A 21,953-nucleotide genomic window follows, 5' to 3' on the forward strand; every position below is an offset into this window, starting at 1 on the left:
GTTTTGTAACTATTGATTATTGGTTATGCAGACATTTAAAAATCCTCTTGATTTATTAGCACACAGAAATAATAATATTTTGTATATAAGATTGACTTATTATCACTGACAAAAACCTTTCATGACTGATCTGGTTTACTTTGACCGGTTTTGGTGCTACACTTTTCTTTGCTTCAAAACGACATATTTCATAGTGAGGAGGAGTATTTAGTATGAAAGCCATTTTAACAGATCTTCTGGCAATCATCGGCGTTGTGCTGAATGGTCTGCCGCAGGGTCTTCTTGCTCTGACGTTTGGATTTGCATCGGTTCCGACGGCGCTGGCATTCTTTGTTGGTGCGGTGGGCAATACGATTACGCAGAGTGTCGCACCAATTTCCTTCCAGGCGGAGACGATCACTTACGCCGGAACGGCTGGAAAAGACCGTTCGGAACGCTGTACGATGATTTTTATCGGCGGTGTGATTATGGCTCTGATCGGAGTGTTTGGACTGCTGACAAAAATCGTAAACTTTGTAGGTGAGGATGTTGCCTATGGAATGATGGCCGGTGTCGGTATCATTCTGGTAAAGGCCGCGATCGATATGATCAAGAGTGATGCCATTTCCGGCGGTGTTTCCCTGGCCGCAGCACTGATCACCTATTACTTTACCAAAGACAGTGCCAATACCCTGGTTTATACCATCGTCATTTCCGTTGTAGCATCCTGCATTGCCAATGCATTTTTCAACAAAGAGAAATCCAGCATTGTCGTAGAGGATGATAAATTTGTCCGCCAGAAATTTACAATCAATGCCAACGTAATTCTCGGCGCACTCGGTATGGTCTGCCTGAACATTGGTTCCAACATTTCCTTCGGCGGAATTACCGCAGGAATGGCAACCGGTGGAAATTACAACGTCGATAACCTGACCGTGATTTCTTCCCTGGCCGATATGTTTTCTTCCTTTTTCGGAGGAGCCCCGGTTGAGGCAATCATTTCCGCAACTGCCAATGCACCGCACGCTGTATGGGCTGGTGTCATCATGATGGTTGTGATCGGTGTAATTCTGCTTCTGAAACTGCTTCCGAAAATCGGAAAATTTGTTCCGTCTTCTTCGATCGCAGGTTTCCTGTTTGTACTCGGTATCTTCAAAACCGTTGTACTGGATGCGCCGTCTGCCTTCGCTGTCAATGCAGCCGTCGGCGGAACCACAATGGTTGTCACTGCAGTAACAAACCCGTTCCTCGGAATGCTGGCCGGTGTTGCTGCAAAACTGCTTGGATTATAACTTCAGTAACATAAGAGGAAAATCGTATGAAAGAATACAGCATGGAGCTCTGCGGAGTGAAAAGAACACTTCCATTTATCCCGATCAGTGAGGAGATGGCGTTTGCAAGCTTTGTTGTCCTTGGTGACACCGAGCTGGTAAGTGCATGTGCGCCGGAGCTGGCCGCAAAAATCGGAGAAGTCGATGCCATTGTCACCGCAGAAGCGAAAGGTATTGCCCTAGCGTATGAAGTAAGCAAAGAGCTGGGCCATAAAGAATTTATCGTTGCACGAAAAAGCACAAAATCCTACATGAAAGATGTGGTTTCCGCATCCGTTCATTCGATTACAACAGCGGGTGAGCAGCATCTTTATCTGGATGGAAAAGACGCAGATAAAATCCGCGGCAAACGTGTCTGCCTGCTGGATGATGTCATTTCCACCGGCGAGTCCCTGCACGCACTGGAATGCCTGATGGCGAATGCCAGTGCAGAGGTTGTAAAAAAAGCAGCGATCCTTGCTGAGGGCGATGCTGCTGATCGAAAAGATATTGTATTTCTGCAGAAGCTTCCGTTATTCAAAAAGACGGGCGACGGAGAGTACGAAGTCATCGAATAATTGCCAATCCTTCTAATGCATATAGAGAATAGAAAAACGGTGCAGTTCTGAATTTCTGCCATGAATTCAGAACTGCACCGTTTCTTTTTAAAAGAGACGCAGAAGCATCATATACGAAATGGTTCCAAGAAGGATGGAGACGAGGGTCTGGTGTTTCCATTTGTAGGTGATAAAAACGACCGCTGCTGCGAGCAGTTTCGGTACTGCGGCAGAGATACCGCCGGTGGGAATATCTTTCATACAGTAAATGATCAGTACCGCCATGATGGCAGACGGCAGTGCCTGGCCGAGTCGTTCGAGTGATGCGGGCATTTTACGGCTGCCGGAAAATGTAAGAAACGGGAGTGCACGGAGTCCGAAGGTGATCAGAGCGGAGACAGCGCCAGCGTGTGCTTCTCTGCTTTTTCCCATTGGTCAATGAAGATAATGAGAAACAGGGCTGTCATACAGAAATCAAGGCCCGTCAGGTCAAATGGAATGATCTGGCCTAAAATGTCGCCAAGAACCGAACCAACTATCCAATAGTAGCGGCTGAACAGAGCGACGAGGAACATGGTGTCCTCTTTTTCTTTTTTCGGAAGATCTAAGGTACAGTTTACGGCGTATGTCTCATCGGTCATCGTGTGAATCATGTACAGCTTGCGGCGCCCCATCTGTTTGAATTCCTTCAGGAAGGTAATGCTGTAAAAACTCTGGCGGCTGTTCATCAGAAGTGCAGTGAGCGCAATGGTGATGAGGGAAGCGCCGCTAGAAAGAAACGTAATCAGAACGAACTGGAACGCGCCCGTATAGACCGTCAGACTTACCAGCAGTGAATCATACCAGGGAAAGCCGGCGGATGCCATCATCATGCCGTAGGCCATGCTGACGAAAACGTAGCTGCAGAAAATCGGGATGGATTTTACGAAAGCAGTTTTTAAGGTAGTGGAAGAAAATCGTTTCATAGATAAAATATCCTCACGTAAAAATAAATTTTAAAAATTAAATTTATCATACTATCTATATCATAGTGAGTCAATAGGAATACCATTTTACGCCAAAAGAAACGGATGACCTTCATCACCCGTTTCTCTCATTCTGCTCCAATCAACACATTCTTCCCCGCAAATGCAAACCCATAATGCCGGATCCTTTCCTGCGGCACGCCAAGGGCCACCAGTTCTGCGTCGTATTTTTTATCCACGATCTGTTTTAAAGCCTCCTGCACCGCATCTTCCAGTGTCTCCTTTTTTACCCGGCTGCAGACTTTAAATTCAATAATAATCGCCGGATCTTTTTCTCTATTCTTCGGAATCATCATCACATCATACCGTCCAAATCCACTTTCCCGATTCGACCGGATCTGATAACACTCTGCGCGTTCTGCCATCAGTCCCAGGACGAAGCCATGATAGAATCGTTCCGGCTCCAGGCTTTCATTTGTTTCCCCGCCGACATCAAAATGGCTGAAGGTCGCAAGGGACACTTTATTCATATAATAATTCATCGCTTCCAGATCGCCCTGCATCAGTGCTTTCACAAAGCTGCTGTACCCAGCTTCCGATGCTTCAAACCATCCGCTGAACATATCATCAAACATGCTCACCGTTTCCAGATTGGTGATACGGAGCTGATACCACGGCTTCAAAGTAATTCCGCGATACTCCACCTCTTCCGCTTTCAGATAACCGCTCGCGAGCAGCAGACTCCAGATTACATTTTCATTGTAACCCAGCTGTTCAAACACCATCTGCTCATCAAAGTTCACCGTGACTGCCTGTCCGTTCAGTAGATCTTCCATATACTCTTTGATTTCCGGCGAGGCGGTGCGGATCAGCTTTCCCACCAGACCGTTCGAACTCGTATCTGCCCAGTACGGGCGCAATTTCTTTTCTTTTAAATAATTGGTAATCGACCATGGATTGTAGATATCGCGGTGTCCGCCGAAGATAAATCCATCATACCACTGCTTCACAACATCCTTTTTGTCTCCCATTCCGAACTCGTCCAGAGATGCAAAAACTTCCTTTTCGGTAAATCCAAAACAGTCCGCATACAGATCCGATGTCGTCGTCACCACACGCAGATTATTTAAGTCAGAAAAAATACTTTCTTTCGAAACCCTCGTGATTCCGGTCATCATCGCACGTTCCAGATAAGGATTCGTTTTAAACGTCGCATTAAACAGACTCCGCACAAACGTTGTAAATTCCGCCCAGTAGCCATGGACATACGCTTCCTGCATCGGCGTGTCGTACTCATCCAGCAGAATAATCACTCTTCTGCCGTAATACCGCGCCAGATACATACTCATATTATTGAGTGCCGCTGCGGCCTCCGCATCACCCATATGCAGATTGACCTCGTTGTATGCTTTCTTCTCATTTCCGCTCAGCAGATCCCCATCCAGAAGATAACGGTTTTCTTCATACACTCTCGCAATCTGCTGTTTGATCTGAATTTTTGCTTCCGAAAGCTGATCTGCTTTCACGGCTGCAAAACTCAAAAAGATCACCGGATACTTTCCCTGCAGTTCCCGATATTTTTCTTCTTTCCAAACGCCAAGTCCTTCAAACAGATCGCCCCGGGCGGCATATTTATTAGAAAAAAAGCAGTCCAGCATGCTCATATTCAGTGTCTTGCCAAAGCGGCGGGGGCGGGTGATCAAGGTGATTTCATCCCCGTTTTCCCACCAGTCCTTGATGAAGTGAGATTTATCCACAAAGAAATAATGGTTTTCCCTTAAGGATGCAAAATTCTGTTTTCCTATACTGATTACTTTTTCCATCCATCACACCTGCTTTCGGAATTTGTCCTTTTCTCGATTATACACTATCCTTTCCTGAATTCCAATCTTAAAACATCCCATTCGCCGCAAACGTAAAAAACAACAACGCCAGAAACAGCACTTCCAGCACCGCTCCCAGAATGGTAATGATCTTTCCCGTCTTCTCTTTCCAGATTTTTTTCATCCCCAGATACAATAGAATTCCGATCACCGCGCCAAGCGTATTATCGATCACATCCGTAATATCACTCGCGCCGATCGCAAAAATATACTGCGTCACCTCAAAAAACAGGCTCAGTCCCGATGCAAGGAGAATGCGGTTCTGGATTTCGCTGTCCGGATAGAAGGCTGAGATGCAGAGGCCGAACGGCAGAAAGACCAGCATATTTTCGATAATTTCACTAATCTGCACTTTCCCGTTCACCACAACCGACGCCGCATATGGAATCAGATTAATCCCCCGCAGGTGCGGAATTTCTTCCGGGCGCAAGGCGAATTTGAATAAAATGCACCAGGCAAGCAGCGCCAGGTAAATGCCGAATACCACAAGTAATGCTTTTGATTTTTTCTCGTTTTTCCAGGTCATGTTCTTTCCCCTCTCATCTTCACTTGATAAGAGGATTCTACCAAAACATTCTTAGGATTCCGCTTCTTCTTTTCCAAAGAAATCCCAATAGATTTCCTAAGATTTTCTGATGCTCAGATTCTTTTACATTTCTTCGTCATGCTAATTTATTATATCTTTCATATCAATTATATCTTTTACATATCGCAAAAAACTGTGTATAATACACCGTGTGTAGAGAAATGAATCAAAATGAAAATCCCATGTTCCCCTGGGACAGCAGTATTCTCCCCACTGCTGTCCCTCCTTTCAGGGAAACTGTTACTGACAGTTTTCTTTGGTGTAGACGAAAAGAGGAGGCTGTGCAGCGAACACAGCCTCCTCTTTTCTATCTTTTTCGTTTTTCTTTTTGTTTATTTCTTAATCTCATATCCGCAATACTGCATGACCAGCTCACAGAACATTGCGTTTGCCCAGGAGAACCACTCTCTGGTGTAAACGGTCGGATCATCTACGAAAACACCCTCGTGCATCAGTCCTGTACCGCCGTCGGTTTCCATCAGTTCGTGGATCATCTGATGTTTCTCCTCTTTTGTCGGTGCGGTCAGTCCCTCGATGGCTTTGGAGATGTGCCATACGTAGCGGACCGGTGTGTGCGGACTTCCGATTCCGGAAAGCTTTGTTCCGGAATAGTAGAACGGGTTTGCCTCGCTTAAGATCAGCTTTCTTGTGTTGTCAGCCACTTCCTGGCTTTCCGGCTCGTAGCCGAGATAGCTCATAGCCAGAAGACTCGGTACATTGGCATCATCCATCAGATTATACTGTCCAAAGCCGTCTACCTCGTAAGCATAAACATCGCCAAGTCCCCAGATATGGGTGGTACCGTAAGTCTCGATGGCCTGTTTTACGGTCTTTGCCATCTCTTCTGCTTTCTTTGCAATTTCCTCTTTCCCGCCGACGAAATCCGCGATCTCTTTCAGATAATTCAGAACAACAACCGCAAACATGTTGGACGGGATCAGGTAACCGTAACGGCAGGAGTCATCGCTTGGACGGAAGCCGGACCAGATCAGGCCGATGCCGGATTTTACCTGCGCACCTTTTCCATCGCGGGAAAGCGTATCGGTGTAGGAGCAGTTTTTACGGATGAAGCTGTACGGGGATTTCTCCTCGTGGTTCATTTCAGTCTCAAATACAGTCAGGATTTTGTCAACACCTTCCCAGAAAACCTCGTCAAACTGATCCGTTCTTCCGGTGTTCTTCCAGAACAGATAGGAGAACTGCAGCGGATAGCAGAGAGAATCGATCTCATACTTTCTCTCCCAGATCCACGGTCCCATATCGGTCTCGTCCTTCTCCCAGCAGTTGCCGTTCGGTCCTTCGTTGAATGCGTTTGCGTATGGATCGATGTTGATGCACATAAACTGGCGGCGGATGAGGCCTGCGATCAGGTCAGCCAGCTCCGGGTCATTCTGTGCCGGCACCAGGTAAGGGCGCAGCTGTGCTACCGAGTCACGCAGCCACATGGCCGGGATATCTCCGGTGATGACGTAGGTGCTGCCGTCCTCCATTTTCTTCACGGTCGTATCGAGGGTGTTGGAGTAGCATCGCTCAAACATATCAACGATTTCCGGCTCGTCTTTCAGTTTTTCTCTCAGGCTTAAAATCAGCTCCTGAACGGACTTTGGTAAGGTCTCTTTCATTCTTTTTTCATCCTTTCGCTCAATTTTTCTCATTTCCCGTTATTCTACAACAGGCATCTCCGCAATCGAAAATGCCCTGTTGTAGTTCTTATAAAATTAATGTATCAGACTTATTTCTGTGCGTCAATCTGTTTCTGAGCTTCTTCGCGGATGGTCTCCCAGCCTGCGGTCTCAAGCTCTGCATCGATTGTTTTTACAAGCTCTCTCGGATCCTGTGCGCCGGTGAATAACTCAGAATAGTATTTCTCATATACGGCACGGCAGTTTGCAAGCTCTGTTTCGATGTTGGAGGTATCAAGGTTGAATCCAAGCATCTCAGACGGAGTTGCTTTCTCGTTCAGCTCTTCTACTTCATCCCACTGGTTGAAGTCAACATCGTCTGTCTGTGTTACATTGAAGAAAGTACCCTGGGTATATCCGGCCATGCCCCAGTCAGTGGTCAGGCGGTGTACTTTATTGTCATCGGTGTACTCGAAGTCTTTTCCTTCTGCTCCATAGTAGAACCAGTCACGCACTTTGGAATCGGTGTTTACCAGGTTCAGAAGCTGAAGTGCTTTGTCCGGGTGTTTGCATCCGGAGTAGATACCATTGATGGAACCACGTACGGTTGTGTTGGAAACGACTGTGTTGCCATACTGTACTGCTGAACAATTAGCGATACCATTGTTCGGACCCCATGTTGTTTTTGCAGCGCCGCTCCATCCCTGTGCAACAAAGAACATTGCGTATTTGCTGGAATCATCTGCTGTCGGAGCGTCTCCGTTGATGATGCCCTCCTGATACATTTTACGAACGATATCCAGGTTGGAAAGGATTTCTTCGTCATCCAGCGGATTGACAACGGTCTTGCTGTCATCGCCGTATTTAACGCCGATTGCCGGAAGTCCGGAGCTTAAATCATCGTAGTTCAGGTTCAGCAGGAAGTTTGCACCATTTTTGGACATGAAGTACGGAGATCCGCCTTCGCCCTCTTTTACTGTCTTCAGAGCATCGTACAGAGTATTGAAATCTGTTACAGAATTTACATCAATGTTATATTTGTCTGCAATATCCTGATCCCATACAAAGTACTCGGAAAGGGAGCTGTCTTTGTAGGTCGGTACGCCGTAGATTTTTCCATTTACTTCTACTGCTTTCCAGTAATCTTCCGGAATCATGTCATACAGCTCGGAAGCGTTGTCTTTGAGCAGATCTGTAATGTCCATCAGTGCGCCGGTGTTAACCTCGGAAGAGTAACGGTTCTGGTCTGTGAACAGGATATCGAAGTACTCGCCGGAGTTTGTGATAACGCTTCTTCTGTTATCCCAGTCGCCCCACGGAACGATCTCCATGTCTACATTAACGCCGATTTTCTCCTCCAGATATGGGTTGATCTGTGCAAGCCACTCATCATAATCCTTCGGCATTCCGTTACCAACCTGAATCCATTTCAGTGTAACAACTTCATCTTTTGCATCACTCTTTGAAGAGCTGCTGCTTCCGTTGCTGCTTCCGCAGCCTGCCAGCATGCCACCGGCCATAACAGCAGAAAGTGCAAGAGCTAAAAACTGTTTCTTTTTCATTGTAGCATCCTCCTGATATAAAATATAGAATGTTGAAATTATCCTTAACCGAAGCCTTTTGCTTCAGTATGAGATCCATAAAGGTAAATGGTCGATCAGCCTTTTACCGCACCGACCGTCAGACCGGAAATGAAGTATTTCTGGAAGAACGGATAGCAGCATGCGATCGGGATGATGATGATGATTGCCATCGCCATACGGGCGCCCTCTTTTGGCATCGAGTTCATGTACTGTGCCGTGGTAACGCCAAGGGACGGGTTATTTGCCATCATCTCAATGTTTCTCTGTACGTGATCCAGCAGCGCCTGCAGAGAATACAGCTTGGTATCGCTGATGTACAGGGAAGACTGGAACCAGTCGTTCCAGTAACCAAAGGTGAGGAACAGGGCGATCGTTGCCATCAGCGGTTTCGACAACGGCAGGGCGATCTTTCCGAAAATCTGGAATTGAGTTGCTCCGTCGATCTGTGCTGACTCAATGATAGATTCCGGAATGTTGGTCTTGAAGAACGTTTTACAGATGACAACGTTGAACGAAGAAACACAAAGCGGAAGAATCAGCGCCCATATACTGTTTTTCAGATTCAGAAACTGTGTGTTGACTACATAAGAAGAAATCATACCACCGTTAAAGATCATTGGAATGAAAACGACCATGGTAAAGAATCCGTTCAGTTTGTAGGTGCTTCTGGAAAGAACGTAACCCATCAGCATCGTAAGGGCAACTCCGATTACCGTACCGATAACCGTTACCGCAACGGAAACGCCAAGTGCTGTCAGGATCATCTGTCCTTCCCGAAGAAGGAATTTGTAGGAATCCAGCGAGTATGCACTCGGAATAAACTGGTAGCCGTTCATCTTGATCGAATGCTCGGAAGAAATCGAGATCATAAAGATGAATACCACCGGGATAATACAGGCCAGGGCGAGGATCACAAAAATAACATTGAAAATTGCATTTGTAGATCCCTGGATCTGATTTAAGTGTGAAGAGGAAGCCAGATCAAGATCTTTTTTCTTTTTTGCCATTTTCGTACCTCCTTAAATAATCGCGCTGTCTTCATCAATCTTCTTCACAATGGCATTGGCAAGAAGGATGGTGATGCAGCATGCAACAGACTGGAAGAATGTTGCCGCAGAAGTCATTCCGATCGGAGTGGAAGACTGCAGTGCGTTGTATACATATGTGTCGATAGTTGCTGTCGTTTTGAAGATCGAACCGCTTGCTCCCTGAGAAAGCTGGAAGAACAGTCCGAAGTCAGAGTAGAAGACCTTTCCGACATTCAGAATGAACATCATGATGATGACACTCTTTAAGCAAGGCAGGGTAATGTGCCATACCTGCTGTCTCTTGTTGGCGCCGTCCATAACGGCTGCCTCGTACAGTGTGGTATCAATACCGGAAATGCTGGACAGGTAGATAACCATGTTGTATCCGGTAGATTTCCATAGATACATGAAGATCAGGATAAATGGCCATACACCGGCACTCATGTACCACTGAATCGGTTCCTTGCCTGCATTTCTCATTATACTGTTGATTAGACCGTTGTCCTGGTTCAGGAATGCATCCAGGAAGTAGGAAGCTACAACCCATGACATGAAGTACGGGAAGAACATCATGGTCTGATATACCTTCGATGCTCTTTTGTTGTGCAGCAGGCTGATCATGATAGCCAGTCCTACGGAAAACACCATACCCAGGGCGATAAATGCCAGGTTATACAGGATTGTATTTCGCAGAATGACGAACAGATCATTGGATCTGATCAGGAACGAAAAGTTTTTAAATCCGGCCCAGTCACTGTGGAGCAGGTTGTAAATGAAACTCTTTCCACCGGTGATTTTGTAGTTCTTGAATGCAATAATCAAACCGAACATAGGCAGGAAGCTGAACAGAATGTACCAGACTGTGGTAGGCAGCGCCATGACGGTCAGCTCCGTGTCATTCTTGGTCCAGCGGTTTTTTTTCTTTTTGCTTGGTTTACTCAAGATTTTTTCCTCCTTCTCCCGATTGCTCGGCTTATCACTTTATCCGTTTATCTTACAAACGGATTCCCGGTAAATAATCTTTCCGGGAATGCGGTATACCTCGCCGCTCTTTTTCTGCGGTTCATTCATATGTTTGATCATACGTTTTGCCGCAAGACGTGCAATCGCGTCGGTGTCAACCGCAACCGTGGTGAGCGGCGGACTGCACAGCTGTGCATAAATGGAATCATCAAAACCGGTCACGGAAACATCCTCCGGTACGCAGATTCCACGCTCTTTTAATGTCTGCACTAATTTGAATGCGGTGGCATCGCAGTTACAGACGAATGCGGTGGGCAGCTTCTCCGGCAGCAAAAGCGGAATGGCAATGCTTCATCGCTTCGGTCCGGGATTCTCCACTCATTTTTCGGGGAAATTCCCTCCTCCAGCATTCTCCGCAGATATCCGAGATATCGGTCGGAAATACTGGTTGTACTTCCTACGGTTCCGACAAATCCGATGTCTGTGTGACCCTGCTGGATCAGGTAATTGGTCAGCTCATAGGAGCTGTAAATATTCTCGGTGATGACGGAATCGGATTTGTGGGTTTGATCGTAGATGTCCACATACACCTTCGGGAGATCAATCTGTGCAATCTGCTCCCGGACACCCTTATCGAGAATACCAAGAAAGATCAGGCCGTCGAACAGCCCTCTGGTCTGTATCGTGTTCATGTCCGACGGGAGTGTTGCTGTTGTCGGAGAAATCATGATACTCGAGCAGGATGCTCTCTGCAGCTCGTAGATGATCCGCTCGTACATTGCCATATAAAATTTTCCTTCGTCTCCGGAGCTGAACCGCGGACTCATGATGATACCGACTTTTTTGCTCTTCCGTTTTCCGTAGTCCGGAAGGACATAACCGGATTCTCTCGCAAGCGCAAAAATCTTTTCTTTCAGTTCTTCTCCCACGCCGTCTTTTCCGTTCAGCGCCTTGGAAACTGTTACTTTACTGATGCCCAGCTTATCTGCCAGATCCTGCATGGATACTGATTTTCTCTCTGCCATGTTACCAACAGCCCCTCTATTTGTTTCTTAACTTGTGTTTAGATGTTAACATCTTTTAGAAAGATTGTCAATAGCCTTTTCGTTATTTTGTATATTAAAATTCTTATTTTCCAGTCCTAATTTGTATAGATCGAGGAGTATTCTTCTGTTTCTTTTGATTTTTTAGACAGAAAATCTGTGTTCTTGTGTTAAGTCACATAACATCTTAATATTAACGCAGTACTTTTTCGCCTGTTTTCATTTTTAACGAAAAAGCAGCGGAAAGTCTGATTTTTTCGTCTAATTGTCATACTCCCCGCTGTCTTTTTTCATCTTCTGCTGTTTTTCATACTACCGCCAGACAGCCATGACCTCATTGCCTGACACCGCCGTAAAACCGCGGAACAATGATTACCCGCAAATAAAGGTAACCACACCCTTGTCATTATCTGACAGGCTTTCCATATCTTTCTCTGCGGTTCCCTGCTCCACAATCTCCACTCCATAACGGAACTCACTGAATCCGGACAGGTCCATCTTGAAGTTTGTTTCCCATGTGTTATTCATAATCCAGCTGTAAACCGGCCGTTTATTATTCTCCTCTTTGTTATCGCACAGAAGGATTGGGTGGGATTCCATCTCCCCCATGTAAAGTAACGGTGTGTCAAAAGTATTAACCAGAATCGTCTGATCTTTTGTCCGGTAAACGAGCCCTTCATCCGCAATATAGTATTCCATATTGGTGCCAGGAAGCTGATCAATACCAGGGCGCATGGTAACACCTCCGTTCTGGATCATCACTTCCGCATCCGGAAGATTTAACGATAACGGAAGGTACAGGCTTTCGATATCCTCGCTTAATGTTTTGGCTACCCGGTAAGAAAACTCAATTTTCGGAAGATGACGGTACATTTTGATCACAACACTGCTGTGATACGTTCCCTCCAGGGTAAAGATCAGTTCTACTTTGGTAAACACCGGTCCGTGATCCAGAATTTTCACATCCGTAAGGTCACCCTGATACTGCTCTGCGTGAAGTCCGCGGATATTTCTTCCGATCAGACTGCGTTCCGCATAAACACCCTTCCGTATTTCGGTGCGTTCATAAACCGGCGTGAAGAATGTTTCCAGACCGGATTTGCACATTTCTATTCCTGCTTTTTTATTATAGAAGGATGTGATGCCTTCTCCGACTCTCCATTTGATCTGGAAGAAATCATTTTCCAGACCGTAAGGCAGTTTGTAACTTTCCGGATCGTACGTGTTCACAATATCACGTACCCGCTCTGCGCCCACCCAGGCCGTTCTGGTAAACAGCGTCTGGGATGGAGCCGGCTGCTCTTCATAGGTAAATGTTTTTTCTTCCATCGGCTCGAATTCGGCCAGAAAGCTCACCAGCACTCCGCGCGGATGCGCCGACAGCTGCACTTCCATCTCCTGTTTTGTTTTGTCATCGGTTACTTTAACTGCAGAAAGACTTAAAGTTTCTACGTAAAATTCTACCGGAAATACTCTCTTTTGATGGCTTGTGGAGACCGCCTTCACTTTACCGGACAGATTATAATAGCGCAGAATATCACCCAGTTTATGGCACTGCTCATTTTTACGCATCGCTGCTGCCTCATGTGCTTTGGATGCATAACTGTTTTTCCGCATATCCAGATTTGTTACCATGGTATCGTACGGATTCGTTACCGTAGCAGAATGACCCCAGGTATGCTCTGCATACAAAAGAGAATTGTCGCCATAAGCCTGGATCAGTTCTTCGTTATGTACCCCTGTTTTTTCTTCCAGTCGGTCGCAGATATGGTTCAGTCGTACGGCTTCTTTGTAATGTTTTACCGCATATGGTGTACTTCCAACGCCATTGCCCCACCAGTCATTGATGGCACCCCGATACACTGGTGCATCCTGCACTTTATCCCGGATTTTGTCATACAATTCCTGAAGCGTCACCATATGCATGGTGACTTCTTCGCCATATTTTTCATTAAACAGCGCAACCGTATCTGCAATGGCCGGGTTGATCGGCGCATTATCCGAAAAAACGCCGGAAACACTGGTGATATAGAAATCGTACGGATAACCGTTTTCTTCATATTCCTTTATGCTCGCAGCCAGATTCGTGTGCAGATTTTCCAGAAGTCCTGTCACATCACCATTCTTTTTGCCGAAGTAATTTTCTGTCATAAAGTTAACATTTTTATTCAGGACGATGCCGAGGGCATTTCCCAGGTTATAATGCTCACCATTCCATACCAGCAGACGCTGTCCGTTCTCATTTTCCCAGAAATACGGTTTCTGGTTCTGATACAGCGGATACATGCCGTGATGGGTATGGATATTGGTATACAAAAATTCTACTCCGTTTTCGATCAGGGCATCGCGCTGTCCCATGGAGATACCATTAATATCTGCAATCATGGCTGTTTTGATCTGGATTCCTTTTTCACCGCAGATTTCCTGTATCGTATGGATTTTTTCTTTCAGATATTTGCAGTCGGCAAGATCATTAAAGTTCAGATAATTGGCAGACAGACCGATATTTCCTTTTTTTACCAGATCGAAAAACTTTTCTTTTTCTTCCTCCGTTGCCATTTTGAAGAACTGCTCCACGCAGTACCATGTCTCACAGTTCCATTTCAGATCTTTCTGGGTTGTGTTGTTTTTGATTCCATTTTCAATCAGTTCGACTGCCCGGCGGATGTTGTTTGCCTGATTGTAGATAACCTGCTCCTGCAGATCGGTGTATCCCACGTCGGTGTGGGAATGATGTACGATGTAGACTTCTCTGATTTTGTGTGTCATGATAATTTCTCCTTTTCCTGTTCTATGTTGCTCAAAATTTTTATCTCTCTTTACCCCACAGATGCCACCAGCATTTTAATCATTTCGCCCTCTTCCGGTACAATCCGGTATGTTCCGACCGCTGCAGGAACGATGGCGGTTTCTGCGTAATGTACCGTGAACGGTGCAAAGCTGCCATCCATGCTCTCGATGCGGGCACTTCGTCCCTCCACGAGATTCATCACATGAACCGTGTCATCCATCGAGACGGTGTGCGGCCCGGAAAGTGTATAGCGGATTGTGTCGATAAACTCGCGGCTGTGCAGTCCGGTGCGCTCTACTTCACAGTTTTCTGTTTTTTCCAGCGTTCTGGTCTGGCCGACAATATTGTCGTACACCCATTTGGTATCGCGGTTCCACTGGATATTTTTCATACCGTGGTCGAGATGGATCGGACGCGGCAGTCCATCCATGCCAAGGCGGCCCCAGTCCCAGAGTTTGAAGGTAAAGATATACGGTGTCGCACTGATTTCCAGCACCATCGTGTTTTTTCCGGAACAGTGCACCGTTCCTGCCGGGATCAGCACATGATCGTGTTTTTTGACCGGAATTTTGTTGACATATTTTTCCGCAGGGAAAAGTTCTTCTCCTTTTTCTGCTGCACGAAGTTCCCGCCCCATCTCTTTTTTATCCACACCTTCTTTGAGGCCGAGGTATACATACGTTTCCTCATCTTCATCGGCATCCAGAAGATAGTAGCTCTCATCCTGCGTATATGGCATGCCGAATTTTTCATAGATATATTCGGTCAGCGGATGTACCTGCAGGGAAAGGTTCTGACCGCCCATCGTATCCAGCAGGTCAAAACGGATCGGGAATTCTGCGCCGAACCGGCCGTGGACTCTTTCACCCAGCAGTTCATGCGGCGCATAGAAGACAAGATCCTGTGCCGGTACTTTTAAGACTTTTCCGCCGATTTCCAGATTCAGGCTGTTTTCCTCCGGAACTCCGTCAAAGCTCCACGCGAAATTTTCCTTCGATGCATCCAGACCAAAGTTTTCCTTCATCCACTGACCGCCCCATACGCCAGGGTCGAAATACGGCTCCATACGAAATGGCTGTCTGGCAAGCTGCTGCAGTGCGCCTCGGAAGGCATTTCCCGTTGTAAGAACCGGTGCATTTTCTTTCTCCGTATCCAGAAGATACGTGAATTTTTCATACCGCTCTTTTTTATAGCGGTCCGCCAGACGCCATTCAATGAAAAATCCCCGTTTATATTTCGTCAGGATCGGATCATTATAATTGGTACTGTGCCAGTTTGGCATGCCGCTCCGGTAGCGGAGCTGAACTTCCCAGCGGGTCAGATCACAGTAAACAAGAACATCTGCTTCGGCCAGAAGCTCTGTCGCTGTACCAACGATCACGATCAGACCACCGTTTGTATCTTTTTCTTCCATACATTCTGTCTCAATTGCTTTTTTCATGGTTTCCAGCTTTTCGCTCTCAAACCAGGTATCTATTGCTTTATGACACATGATACCGAAAACACGGTCATCGGTGATGTAATCGTTAAATTCTCTTAACAACGTTTCTTCGTCTTTGGCACAGTCTTCGATATCAAAAATCCGGTCCGGCTGCAGCGCATTGGCCAGTTCCATTATTTCTTCTTTTCGTACACCCGGGTACAGATCAAAGGAAAGAATACAGGTTTTCTTTTCTTTCTGTTTTTCCTGAACCGCCCGTTTTAATTCTTCGATGATCTCCTTTTTTTCATCCCAGATTTCATTTTCGTATCCTGTGATCTTCATTTGCGGATGTAATTCGTAGTTTCCATATTTCTTTTTTAAATTCATTTAGATTCTTTTCCTTTTCTTAATTTTTCTTCCATCCATTGGGTTGTTTCCTGCGCCGATCAGACCTATCATCTTTGTTTCAACGCTTTCGCATCTGGCGGATTTCGCACTTCTGTCCGGTTTCGTTTTTTTACATGTCATATGTTTACAGTTCCACCGTGTACTTATAACGATTTCCCGGATAATAGCAGATCGAATATTCAAAAACCTCGCCGCCCTTCCGAAATGTCTGCCGTGTCCGGATAAAAATAGGCATCTGCGCATCAATTTTCAGTGCTTTCTGCACCTCTTCCGATGGAAGTGCCGCCTCAAGCGTATCCCGGCCGGATTCAATATAGATTCCATGCTCCTCCCACAGATACTGATACAGCGATTCCATGTATGGCTCCGGCTCTGTTGGCAGTTCGCAGATTTTTTTCAGATACGTAATGGTATAGACCATGGGTTTTCCCACAGCATTCCTCACACGTTTCAGGCAATAACATGGCTCCGTCAATGGAATCTGCAGACTTCTTGCTACTGTTTCCCCGGGACTGATCAGTTCCATCTTGCAGTATGTTGTCTGCATTTCGATATGATGCTTTTTCATTTCTTCCGTGAAGCTGATGACACCTTCCATCTGCTCTTCGACTTTCTCGTAGACAACATCTGTTCCGATGCCGCGCCGTGCACGGGCGTAACCGCTCTGTACCAGATTCGTCATCGCCTGGCGTACTGTCACACGCGAAAGCTCGTACTTTTCCATCAGCTCTTTTTCTGTTGGCAGAAAATCTCCTTTTTTGTACGTGCCGCATTCGATCTGCTGTTTCAGAATCTGTTCCAGCTGCGCATACAGCGGCGGTGCTCCCGGATTTCTATCCATTTTTGCAGTTTCTCCTTCTTCTTTTCTCTCCATAGCATTGTATTTTTGTTTCTGAAAATATTTTTGCTCTATTGTGTTTTTTCAGGAAACTGTGACAACAGGCCTTCCATGGCACGGCCGGATGTTTCCGTTTCTATCTGAATCCGAATCTTTCTTTTCTCGCACTCTCTTTCCAGTTCTTTTCCAAACCAGGAAAAACTTTTTGCAATCTGTCCGCCCAGAAGCAGCAGATCCGGCTGATATTCCTCCAGCACAGGAAGAAGGCCAGCCGCCACATCTGCTCCAAATCTTCTCCAGACTTCTTCTGCCTCCATGTTTCCCGCTTTTACCAGACCATACAATTCTTTTCCACTCCACACTTTTCCTGTCACAGCCAGGCTAATCTGCTCCAGCCCGCGCACAGAAAGATAATCGTCCAAAATGGAATCTCCAAACGGCTGTTGATAAATCCATCCATTTTCCGGCACACCTTTTCCTGTTTTCACCGTTTTCCCGTTTTCTACAAAAGCCGACCCGGCGCCGGTTCCGATGCAGACGCACAGAATTTTATCCGCATCACGACAGTTTCCGTACCAGCTTTCTCCCAGTGCAAATGCTTCAATGTCATGTAAAAACAAAAATCGTGCTGATCCAAGTTCCGGCACGCGCGCCTTGATTTCTCTTTCCAGTGGAATCCCGTAAATGGCATCGTACTTATTCAGTCCCTGCATCCGGCTGATTCCATTTTCATAATCAAACGGACCCGGAATCGCCATCCCAACTCCGACAACACTTCCGTCTGCTTCTCTCATCAGTTCCCGGCAGATCTTTGCAAAATTGTCCAGAATCTTCTCTGTGCTCTTCTGCGCCTGTGCTGGAAATTTCCGGATTTTTGTTCTTACTCCATTTCTGTCCGACACACTTCCTTTGATTTCCGTTCCGCCAACATCCAGAAGGATATATTTTTTCTTCTCCATCCCGCTTCCGTCCCTTTTCATCTTTTCCCTGTATTCTTTCTGTTTATATGCCACTAGGATCTCATTTCTTTGTATTGGTTCTCCTGCCACCTTGTTATAATGTTATAACCTATTCATTTTTCTGTTGCAAGCGCCTGTCTGCAATTTTGTCTGCTTTTGCAAAACTTTGTGAAAACGCGATAATACGTTTTATGCACTTGGCGCAGAACGCAAAAAATCCCCTGTTTCCGGGGTTTTTTATACACTCCGGACAGAGGATTTTTCTTATTTTCTACTTATTTCAATACATTTTCCAATTTAACAAAAAGGTTATTCATCTCCTGCACCACGCTCTGCAGACTCTTTTCCCCGACATAGTTTCCAATCGCAAACAATGCCTTATACAAAAAATTAACCGCCCCCTGCAATTCTTCGTTTTGCTCTTTTGTTTCTTTCCGAAGCTGCTGCAGTTTTTCTGCCATCGGAAACAATTCCGCAAGAATCTGCTCTTTTCGTGCCCGATCCGACGGTTCATCTGTCTCCATTTCTTCGAGATCATAGTTATCTGTTCTGCCGCATTTTCCCTTGCACACTGCGCAATCCGGATTCAGACGGTTCTTTTCTGCCTCCACGCGTACAATCCAGGATTTCCCCTCTTCTTCCCTCAACTCTTTTTCCGGATTTGCCGCACAAATTCCGCCAAGCAGAATCTCATGCGTGGCTTTGTCCGGGCGGTGACCATTGCTGTCACCGCTGGAAAACTCCTGCGATTCACCTTTTGCTGCTTCTCCTCTTCCATCTACCGACCGGGCCAGACCGATCAGCGCACCAAGAAGCTCCTTTTGTATCTTCGTCATACTCATTTTTCTAATACCTCTTACCGAGCTTTTCATTTTTTTCGTCTTACATATTCCACAAAGCAGAATGTACCAATTGTAAAAATACTTTTAAGGGCACACGCTAATTACTATATCTGATTTTCTACAAAATTTCCCCCTCCGTAGAAATCACCACGGTTTTCACCGGAATCTTCTTTCCACTCTCTTTCAGCGCCATCTTCACGGCACGCTCCATTCCTGCGCAGCACGGAACCTCCATGCGTGCAACCGTGATACTCTTAATATCATTCCGCATGAAAATCCGCGCAAGTTTCTCGGAATAATCGATATCGTCAAGTTTTGTACAGCCTACGAGAACGACATGATCCCGAATAAAATCCTGGTGGAAGTTTCCATACGCATACGCTGTACAATCCGCCGCAACGAGAAGGTCTGCTCCTGCAAACATCGAAGCCCGCTCCTGCACCAGCTTGATCTGCACCGGCCACTGGCGGAGCCGGGACGGAACTGCTGCAGAATTTTCCTGCGCATCTGCACGGTCAATCGCCCAGCTGTTTTCACCTGCTTTTCCTGCTCCGGTATTCTCCTGTCCGGCCGCCTCTTTTGCCTTCCGCTGGTTCTCTTTTACCGCCTCCTCATCATACGGCAGCGCCTCCCGCTCCACAAACGAAATCGCATCTGCCGGACAGACCGGCAGGCAGTCACCGAATCCGTCGCAGTAGTCATCCCGGATCAGCTTTGCCTTCCCGTCAACCATCGCAATCGCACTTTCATGACAGGCATGCGCACAAAGCCCGCATCCTGTACATCTGTCTTCCTCTATCTGAACAATTTTTCGAATCATCGCTGAATCTCCTTTTTTCTCTTTATTTCTCAATACCTGTTTGTTTCTCAACTATGATATCATACTTTATCCCTGTTTTGACAGTTGTTTTTTCTAGTAGTTTTTTCCTACAATACCAACTCTTCATCCAGTGCCAGCGAATAAATAATTTTCTCTTTCACTTTCTTCCCTGTCGTCCGCTCCAGTGCCTGCTGGTAATAGGCGAGCTGTTTTTCATACCGCTTTTTCAGCTCCCCGACTTCTTTCACACGGTCCGTTTTGTAGTCCACAAGAACAATCTCATCCCCCTCCGGGAACCATGCGTCAATAATTCCCTGCACGAGAATGGTTTCATCTTCCGGATAGGACGGATCTGCCTCACTTGCCGGAACGGACATCACAAACGGCTGCTCCCGTTTCAGGGTTTCATTCAAAAAGGCATTCCGCATCCGCATTCCAACCGGACTTTTTGCGAAAGCGAGGATTGATTTGAAATAAATGCATTCCGCTGCTTCTTTCGTCATCTTTCCTTCTGCAATCAATTCCTCCGTCTGTGCCATCAGCTCTGTGATGCTGTACGCTCTGCGGTAATCGAGACATTCCAGCAGGCGGTGGTACGCCGTTCCGCGGTCAGAGCCCGTCAGAGCCGCAACATGATCCTTTTTCAGAAAGCCCGGCACAATTGGTACGAGTTCTTCCTGCGCGAACAGCTCTTTTCCGATCTCGGATTCCTCCATCCCGGCCTTCTTCAGCTGTGAAACGGTAACCTTTACCGGAATCTGTTTTTCCTTCTCATACGGATACTGGTAGGCAAACCGCTCCTCCACAAGTTCCTTCAGCGCCGCTTCTCTCGGCGGCTGCTTCGGAATTTCCATGATTTTCTGCTCATTCACCGCGCGCTCCATCTGATGCAGCACCTCTCCCTCAACAAGTCCTGCCGGTGATACAAGGCGGATCGTTACCGGAATTTTCTCTGCATACAGCGGATTGTCCGCATTCCCTGCCAGACCGAATTGTTCATACAGCCCGTCGAAACACCGGTTTCTCGAAAATGCCGGCAAAATCCAGTCGAGATACCCGGATGCACTGCTCAATGTCTGATATGACAGCAGCTCCTCCTGCCGCCCCGCATGTGCCGCGCACTGCTTCACGCGGCTCTCCAGCTTCGACGCCATGCCCGTCATAATCAGCTTCTCCTTCGGGCGCGTCATGGCAACGTAAAGCACCCGCAGCTCCTCCGCCAGATTTTCCAGCTTCATGCTCTGCCGGATGATCTGCCGCGGCAGTGTCGCCTGACGGACGCGGTGCTCCGGATCGATCGCATCCGCGCCGATGCCCATCCGGGAATGGAGTACAAGCGCCGCACGGCTGTCCATCTGGTTAAACGATTTGCCCATGCCCGAGAGGAACACAACCGGGAATTCCAGTCCTTTACTCTTGTGAATACTCATGATACGCACCGTGTCTGCGCTCTCCCCGTAAATATTCACCTCGCCGAAATCGACTTCATACTTCTGAAGCTGCTCGATATAACGGATAAAGTTGAACAGTCCACGGTAACTCGTCGCCTCAAATTCCACCGCCTTTTCCACCAGCATCTCCAGATTTGCCCGCCGCTGCACACCACCCGGCATTGCAGATGCATAGCCGCCGTAGCCCGTCTCCTCGAGAATCTGTGTGATCAGCTCATGGATCGGCGTATACGGCACGCGGCTTCGCAGCGTTTCGAGCTGTGCAAGGAACCTCCTCAGCTTCTCCCGGAGTGCTTCATCATCCCCCATCGCCGCATATTTTCCACATGCCTCGTAAATTTTCACATCTTTATCCACACAACGCACCGCCGCAAGCTCCGTGTCTGTGCATCCGCAGATGGGGGAACGCAGAATGGCCGTAAATGGAATCTCCTGACATGGATTATCACACAGGTGCAGATAATTCAGCACCGTAACAATTTCCTGCGTGGAAAAGTACCCTGTTTTTGATGTACTGTAAGCCGGAATTCCAGCCGCCTGGAGCACACGCGAAAACGTCTCCGACCAGCCGCTGACCGCACGGAGTAAAATGACGATATCCCGGTACTGGATTTTCCGGTATTCCCCGGTCTCCTTATCCACAACTTCCTCATTTCCAACCATTTCCCGGATGCGCGCCGCAACGGCAGCCGCCTCCGTTTCCATCTTCGTCTCGCGGGATTTATCATCTTCCAGCTCCGGCGCCTGGTCGTCCAGCAGCAGAAGCTCCGTTTCGTATGCCCTCTGCCACGGATCCATATTTCCTTCTTCTTTTTTCGGGAACACCGCACCCGCATGAAGCTCGCCGCCTCATCATACGCAATGCCGCCAAGCTCCGGACTCATGAGCTTACGGAACACATA

At 46.9% G+C, this 21,953-nt stretch carries 19 protein-coding genes; 2 read left to right on the forward strand and 17 right to left on the reverse strand.

Annotated elements, in window-relative coordinates; translation table 11 throughout:
* The first annotated feature begins 212 nt into the window (after positions 1 to 212).
* A complete protein-coding gene (locus tag DW965_RS08245) occupies positions 213 to 1,271 on the forward strand; it encodes a benzoate/H(+) symporter BenE family transporter (RefSeq protein WP_117509968.1) in 1,059 nt (352 codons plus the stop codon).
* Between the two features lie 26 nt (positions 1,272 to 1,297).
* Positions 1,298 to 1,867, forward strand: coding sequence for a phosphoribosyltransferase family protein (locus tag DW965_RS08250; RefSeq protein ID WP_117509969.1), 570 nt, complete (start codon positions 1,298 to 1,300; stop codon positions 1,865 to 1,867).
* 87 nt (positions 1,868 to 1,954) lie between these two features.
* On the opposite strand, the gene DW965_RS08255 is transcribed toward DW965_RS08250, so the two are convergent.
* The 17 genes from DW965_RS08255 to DW965_RS19890 form a co-directional block, all read right to left on the reverse strand.
* Positions 1,955 to 2,278, reverse strand: a complete 324-nt coding sequence (locus DW965_RS08255; protein WP_119198258.1) for a branched-chain amino acid transporter permease — start codon at positions 2,276 to 2,278, stop codon at positions 1,955 to 1,957.
* On the reverse strand, positions 2,233 to 2,811 hold the full coding sequence (locus tag DW965_RS08260) for an AzlC family ABC transporter permease (protein ID WP_119198259.1): 579 nt from the start codon (positions 2,809 to 2,811) through the stop codon (positions 2,233 to 2,235). The genes DW965_RS08255 and DW965_RS08260 overlap by 46 nt, the downstream gene beginning before the upstream one ends.
* Before the next feature lie 128 nt (positions 2,812 to 2,939).
* Positions 2,940 to 4,634 (reverse strand): AAA family ATPase, encoded by a 1,695-nt coding sequence (locus DW965_RS08265; RefSeq protein WP_119198260.1) that lies wholly within the window; start codon positions 4,632 to 4,634, stop codon positions 2,940 to 2,942.
* 67 nt (positions 4,635 to 4,701) lie between these two features.
* Positions 4,702 to 5,220, reverse strand: coding sequence for a VanZ family protein (locus DW965_RS08270; RefSeq protein WP_117802471.1), 519 nt, complete (start codon positions 5,218 to 5,220; stop codon positions 4,702 to 4,704).
* Between the two features lie 392 nt (positions 5,221 to 5,612).
* On the reverse strand, positions 5,613 to 6,902 hold the full coding sequence (locus DW965_RS08275; protein WP_119198274.1) for a glycoside hydrolase family 125 protein: 1,290 nt from the start codon (positions 6,900 to 6,902) through the stop codon (positions 5,613 to 5,615).
* 110 nt (positions 6,903 to 7,012) lie between these two features.
* Positions 7,013 to 8,464 carry an ABC transporter substrate-binding protein gene (locus DW965_RS08280; protein ID WP_117509974.1) on the reverse strand — a complete coding sequence of 484 codons (1,452 nt, stop codon included), beginning with the start codon at positions 8,462 to 8,464 and terminating at the stop codon, positions 7,013 to 7,015.
* Positions 8,465 to 8,559: 95 nt separating this feature from the next.
* The gene (locus DW965_RS08285; protein ID WP_055219078.1) at positions 8,560 to 9,492 is read right to left on the reverse strand and encodes a carbohydrate ABC transporter permease; all 933 of its coding nucleotides are present in this window, start codon (positions 9,490 to 9,492) and stop codon (positions 8,560 to 8,562) included.
* 12 nt (positions 9,493 to 9,504) lie between these two features.
* Positions 9,505 to 10,455, reverse strand: a complete 951-nt coding sequence (locus DW965_RS08290) for an ABC transporter permease (protein ID WP_119198261.1) — start codon at positions 10,453 to 10,455, stop codon at positions 9,505 to 9,507.
* 39 nt (positions 10,456 to 10,494) lie between these two features.
* Entirely contained in the window at positions 10,495 to 10,746 is a 252-nt protein-coding gene (locus DW965_RS19885) for a substrate-binding domain-containing protein (RefSeq protein WP_243036525.1), read from the reverse strand.
* A complete protein-coding gene (locus DW965_RS08295) occupies positions 10,746 to 11,501 on the reverse strand; it encodes a LacI family DNA-binding transcriptional regulator (protein ID WP_243036526.1) in 756 nt (251 codons plus the stop codon). The genes DW965_RS19885 and DW965_RS08295 overlap by 1 nt, the downstream gene beginning before the upstream one ends.
* Before the next feature lie 390 nt (positions 11,502 to 11,891).
* A complete protein-coding gene (locus DW965_RS08300) occupies positions 11,892 to 14,288 on the reverse strand; it encodes a hypothetical protein (RefSeq protein ID WP_119198262.1) in 2,397 nt (798 codons plus the stop codon).
* Positions 14,289 to 14,338: 50 nt separating this feature from the next.
* The gene (locus DW965_RS08305) at positions 14,339 to 16,120 is read right to left on the reverse strand and encodes a class I mannose-6-phosphate isomerase (RefSeq protein WP_119198263.1); all 1,782 of its coding nucleotides are present in this window, start codon (positions 16,118 to 16,120) and stop codon (positions 14,339 to 14,341) included.
* Between the two features lie 145 nt (positions 16,121 to 16,265).
* A complete protein-coding gene (locus DW965_RS08310; RefSeq protein WP_055219308.1) occupies positions 16,266 to 16,982 on the reverse strand; it encodes a GntR family transcriptional regulator in 717 nt (238 codons plus the stop codon).
* Positions 16,983 to 17,050: 68 nt separating this feature from the next.
* Entirely contained in the window at positions 17,051 to 17,992 is a 942-nt protein-coding gene (locus DW965_RS08315; RefSeq protein WP_243036527.1) for an ROK family protein, read from the reverse strand.
* A gap of 221 nt (positions 17,993 to 18,213) precedes the next feature.
* Positions 18,214 to 18,780, reverse strand: a complete 567-nt coding sequence (locus tag DW965_RS08320) for a hypothetical protein (protein WP_117761899.1) — start codon at positions 18,778 to 18,780, stop codon at positions 18,214 to 18,216.
* Positions 18,781 to 18,898: 118 nt separating this feature from the next.
* Positions 18,899 to 19,600, reverse strand: coding sequence for an ATP-binding protein (locus DW965_RS08325; protein WP_117509979.1), 702 nt, complete (start codon positions 19,598 to 19,600; stop codon positions 18,899 to 18,901).
* Between the two features lie 107 nt (positions 19,601 to 19,707).
* Positions 19,708 to 21,849 (reverse strand): 3'-5' exonuclease, encoded by a 2,142-nt coding sequence (locus DW965_RS19890; protein WP_243036528.1) that lies wholly within the window; start codon positions 21,847 to 21,849, stop codon positions 19,708 to 19,710.
* Positions 21,850 to 21,953 lie beyond the last annotated feature (104 nt).

This window comes from Blautia sp. AM47-4 (assembly GCF_003479865.1).
GTDB lineage: Bacteria > Bacillota > Clostridia > Lachnospirales > Lachnospiraceae > Fusicatenibacter > Fusicatenibacter saccharivorans.

Bases quoted from the DNA above. Each gene is read 5' to 3' on its own strand.
- DW965_RS08245 (WP_117509968.1), top strand. From the start codon at position 213: ATGAAAGCCATTTTAACAGATCTTCTGGCAATCATCGGCGTTGTGCTG.
- DW965_RS08275 (WP_119198274.1), bottom strand. From the start codon at position 6,902: ATGAAAGAGACCTTACCAAAGTCCGTTCAGGAGCTGATTTTAAGCCTG.
- DW965_RS08300 (WP_119198262.1), bottom strand. From the start codon at position 14,288: ATGACACACAAAATCAGAGAAGTCTACATCGTACATCATTCCCACACC.
- DW965_RS08270 (WP_117802471.1), bottom strand. From the start codon at position 5,220: ATGACCTGGAAAAACGAGAAAAAATCAAAAGCATTACTTGTGGTATTC.
- DW965_RS19890 (WP_243036528.1), bottom strand. From the start codon at position 21,849: ATGGATCCGTGGCAGAGGGCATACGAAACGGAGCTTCTGCTGCTGGAC.
- DW965_RS08320 (WP_117761899.1), bottom strand. From the start codon at position 18,780: ATGAGTATGACGAAGATACAAAAGGAGCTTCTTGGTGCGCTGATCGGT.
- DW965_RS08260 (WP_119198259.1), bottom strand. From the start codon at position 2,811: ATGAAACGATTTTCTTCCACTACCTTAAAAACTGCTTTCGTAAAATCC.
- DW965_RS08325 (WP_117509979.1), bottom strand. From the start codon at position 19,600: ATGATTCGAAAAATTGTTCAGATAGAGGAAGACAGATGTACAGGATGC.
- DW965_RS08310 (WP_055219308.1), bottom strand. From the start codon at position 16,982: ATGGATAGAAATCCGGGAGCACCGCCGCTGTATGCGCAGCTGGAACAG.
- DW965_RS08285 (WP_055219078.1), bottom strand. From the start codon at position 9,492: ATGGCAAAAAAGAAAAAAGATCTTGATCTGGCTTCCTCTTCACACTTA.
- DW965_RS08305 (WP_119198263.1), bottom strand. From the start codon at position 16,120: ATGAATTTAAAAAAGAAATATGGAAACTACGAATTACATCCGCAAATG.
- DW965_RS08250 (WP_117509969.1), top strand. From the start codon at position 1,298: ATGAAAGAATACAGCATGGAGCTCTGCGGAGTGAAAAGAACACTTCCA.
- DW965_RS08265 (WP_119198260.1), bottom strand. From the start codon at position 4,634: ATGGAAAAAGTAATCAGTATAGGAAAACAGAATTTTGCATCCTTAAGG.
- DW965_RS08280 (WP_117509974.1), bottom strand. From the start codon at position 8,464: ATGAAAAAGAAACAGTTTTTAGCTCTTGCACTTTCTGCTGTTATGGCC.
- DW965_RS08295 (WP_243036526.1), bottom strand. From the start codon at position 11,501: ATGGCAGAGAGAAAATCAGTATCCATGCAGGATCTGGCAGATAAGCTG.
- DW965_RS08255 (WP_119198258.1), bottom strand. From the start codon at position 2,278: ATGGGAAAAAGCAGAGAAGCACACGCTGGCGCTGTCTCCGCTCTGATC.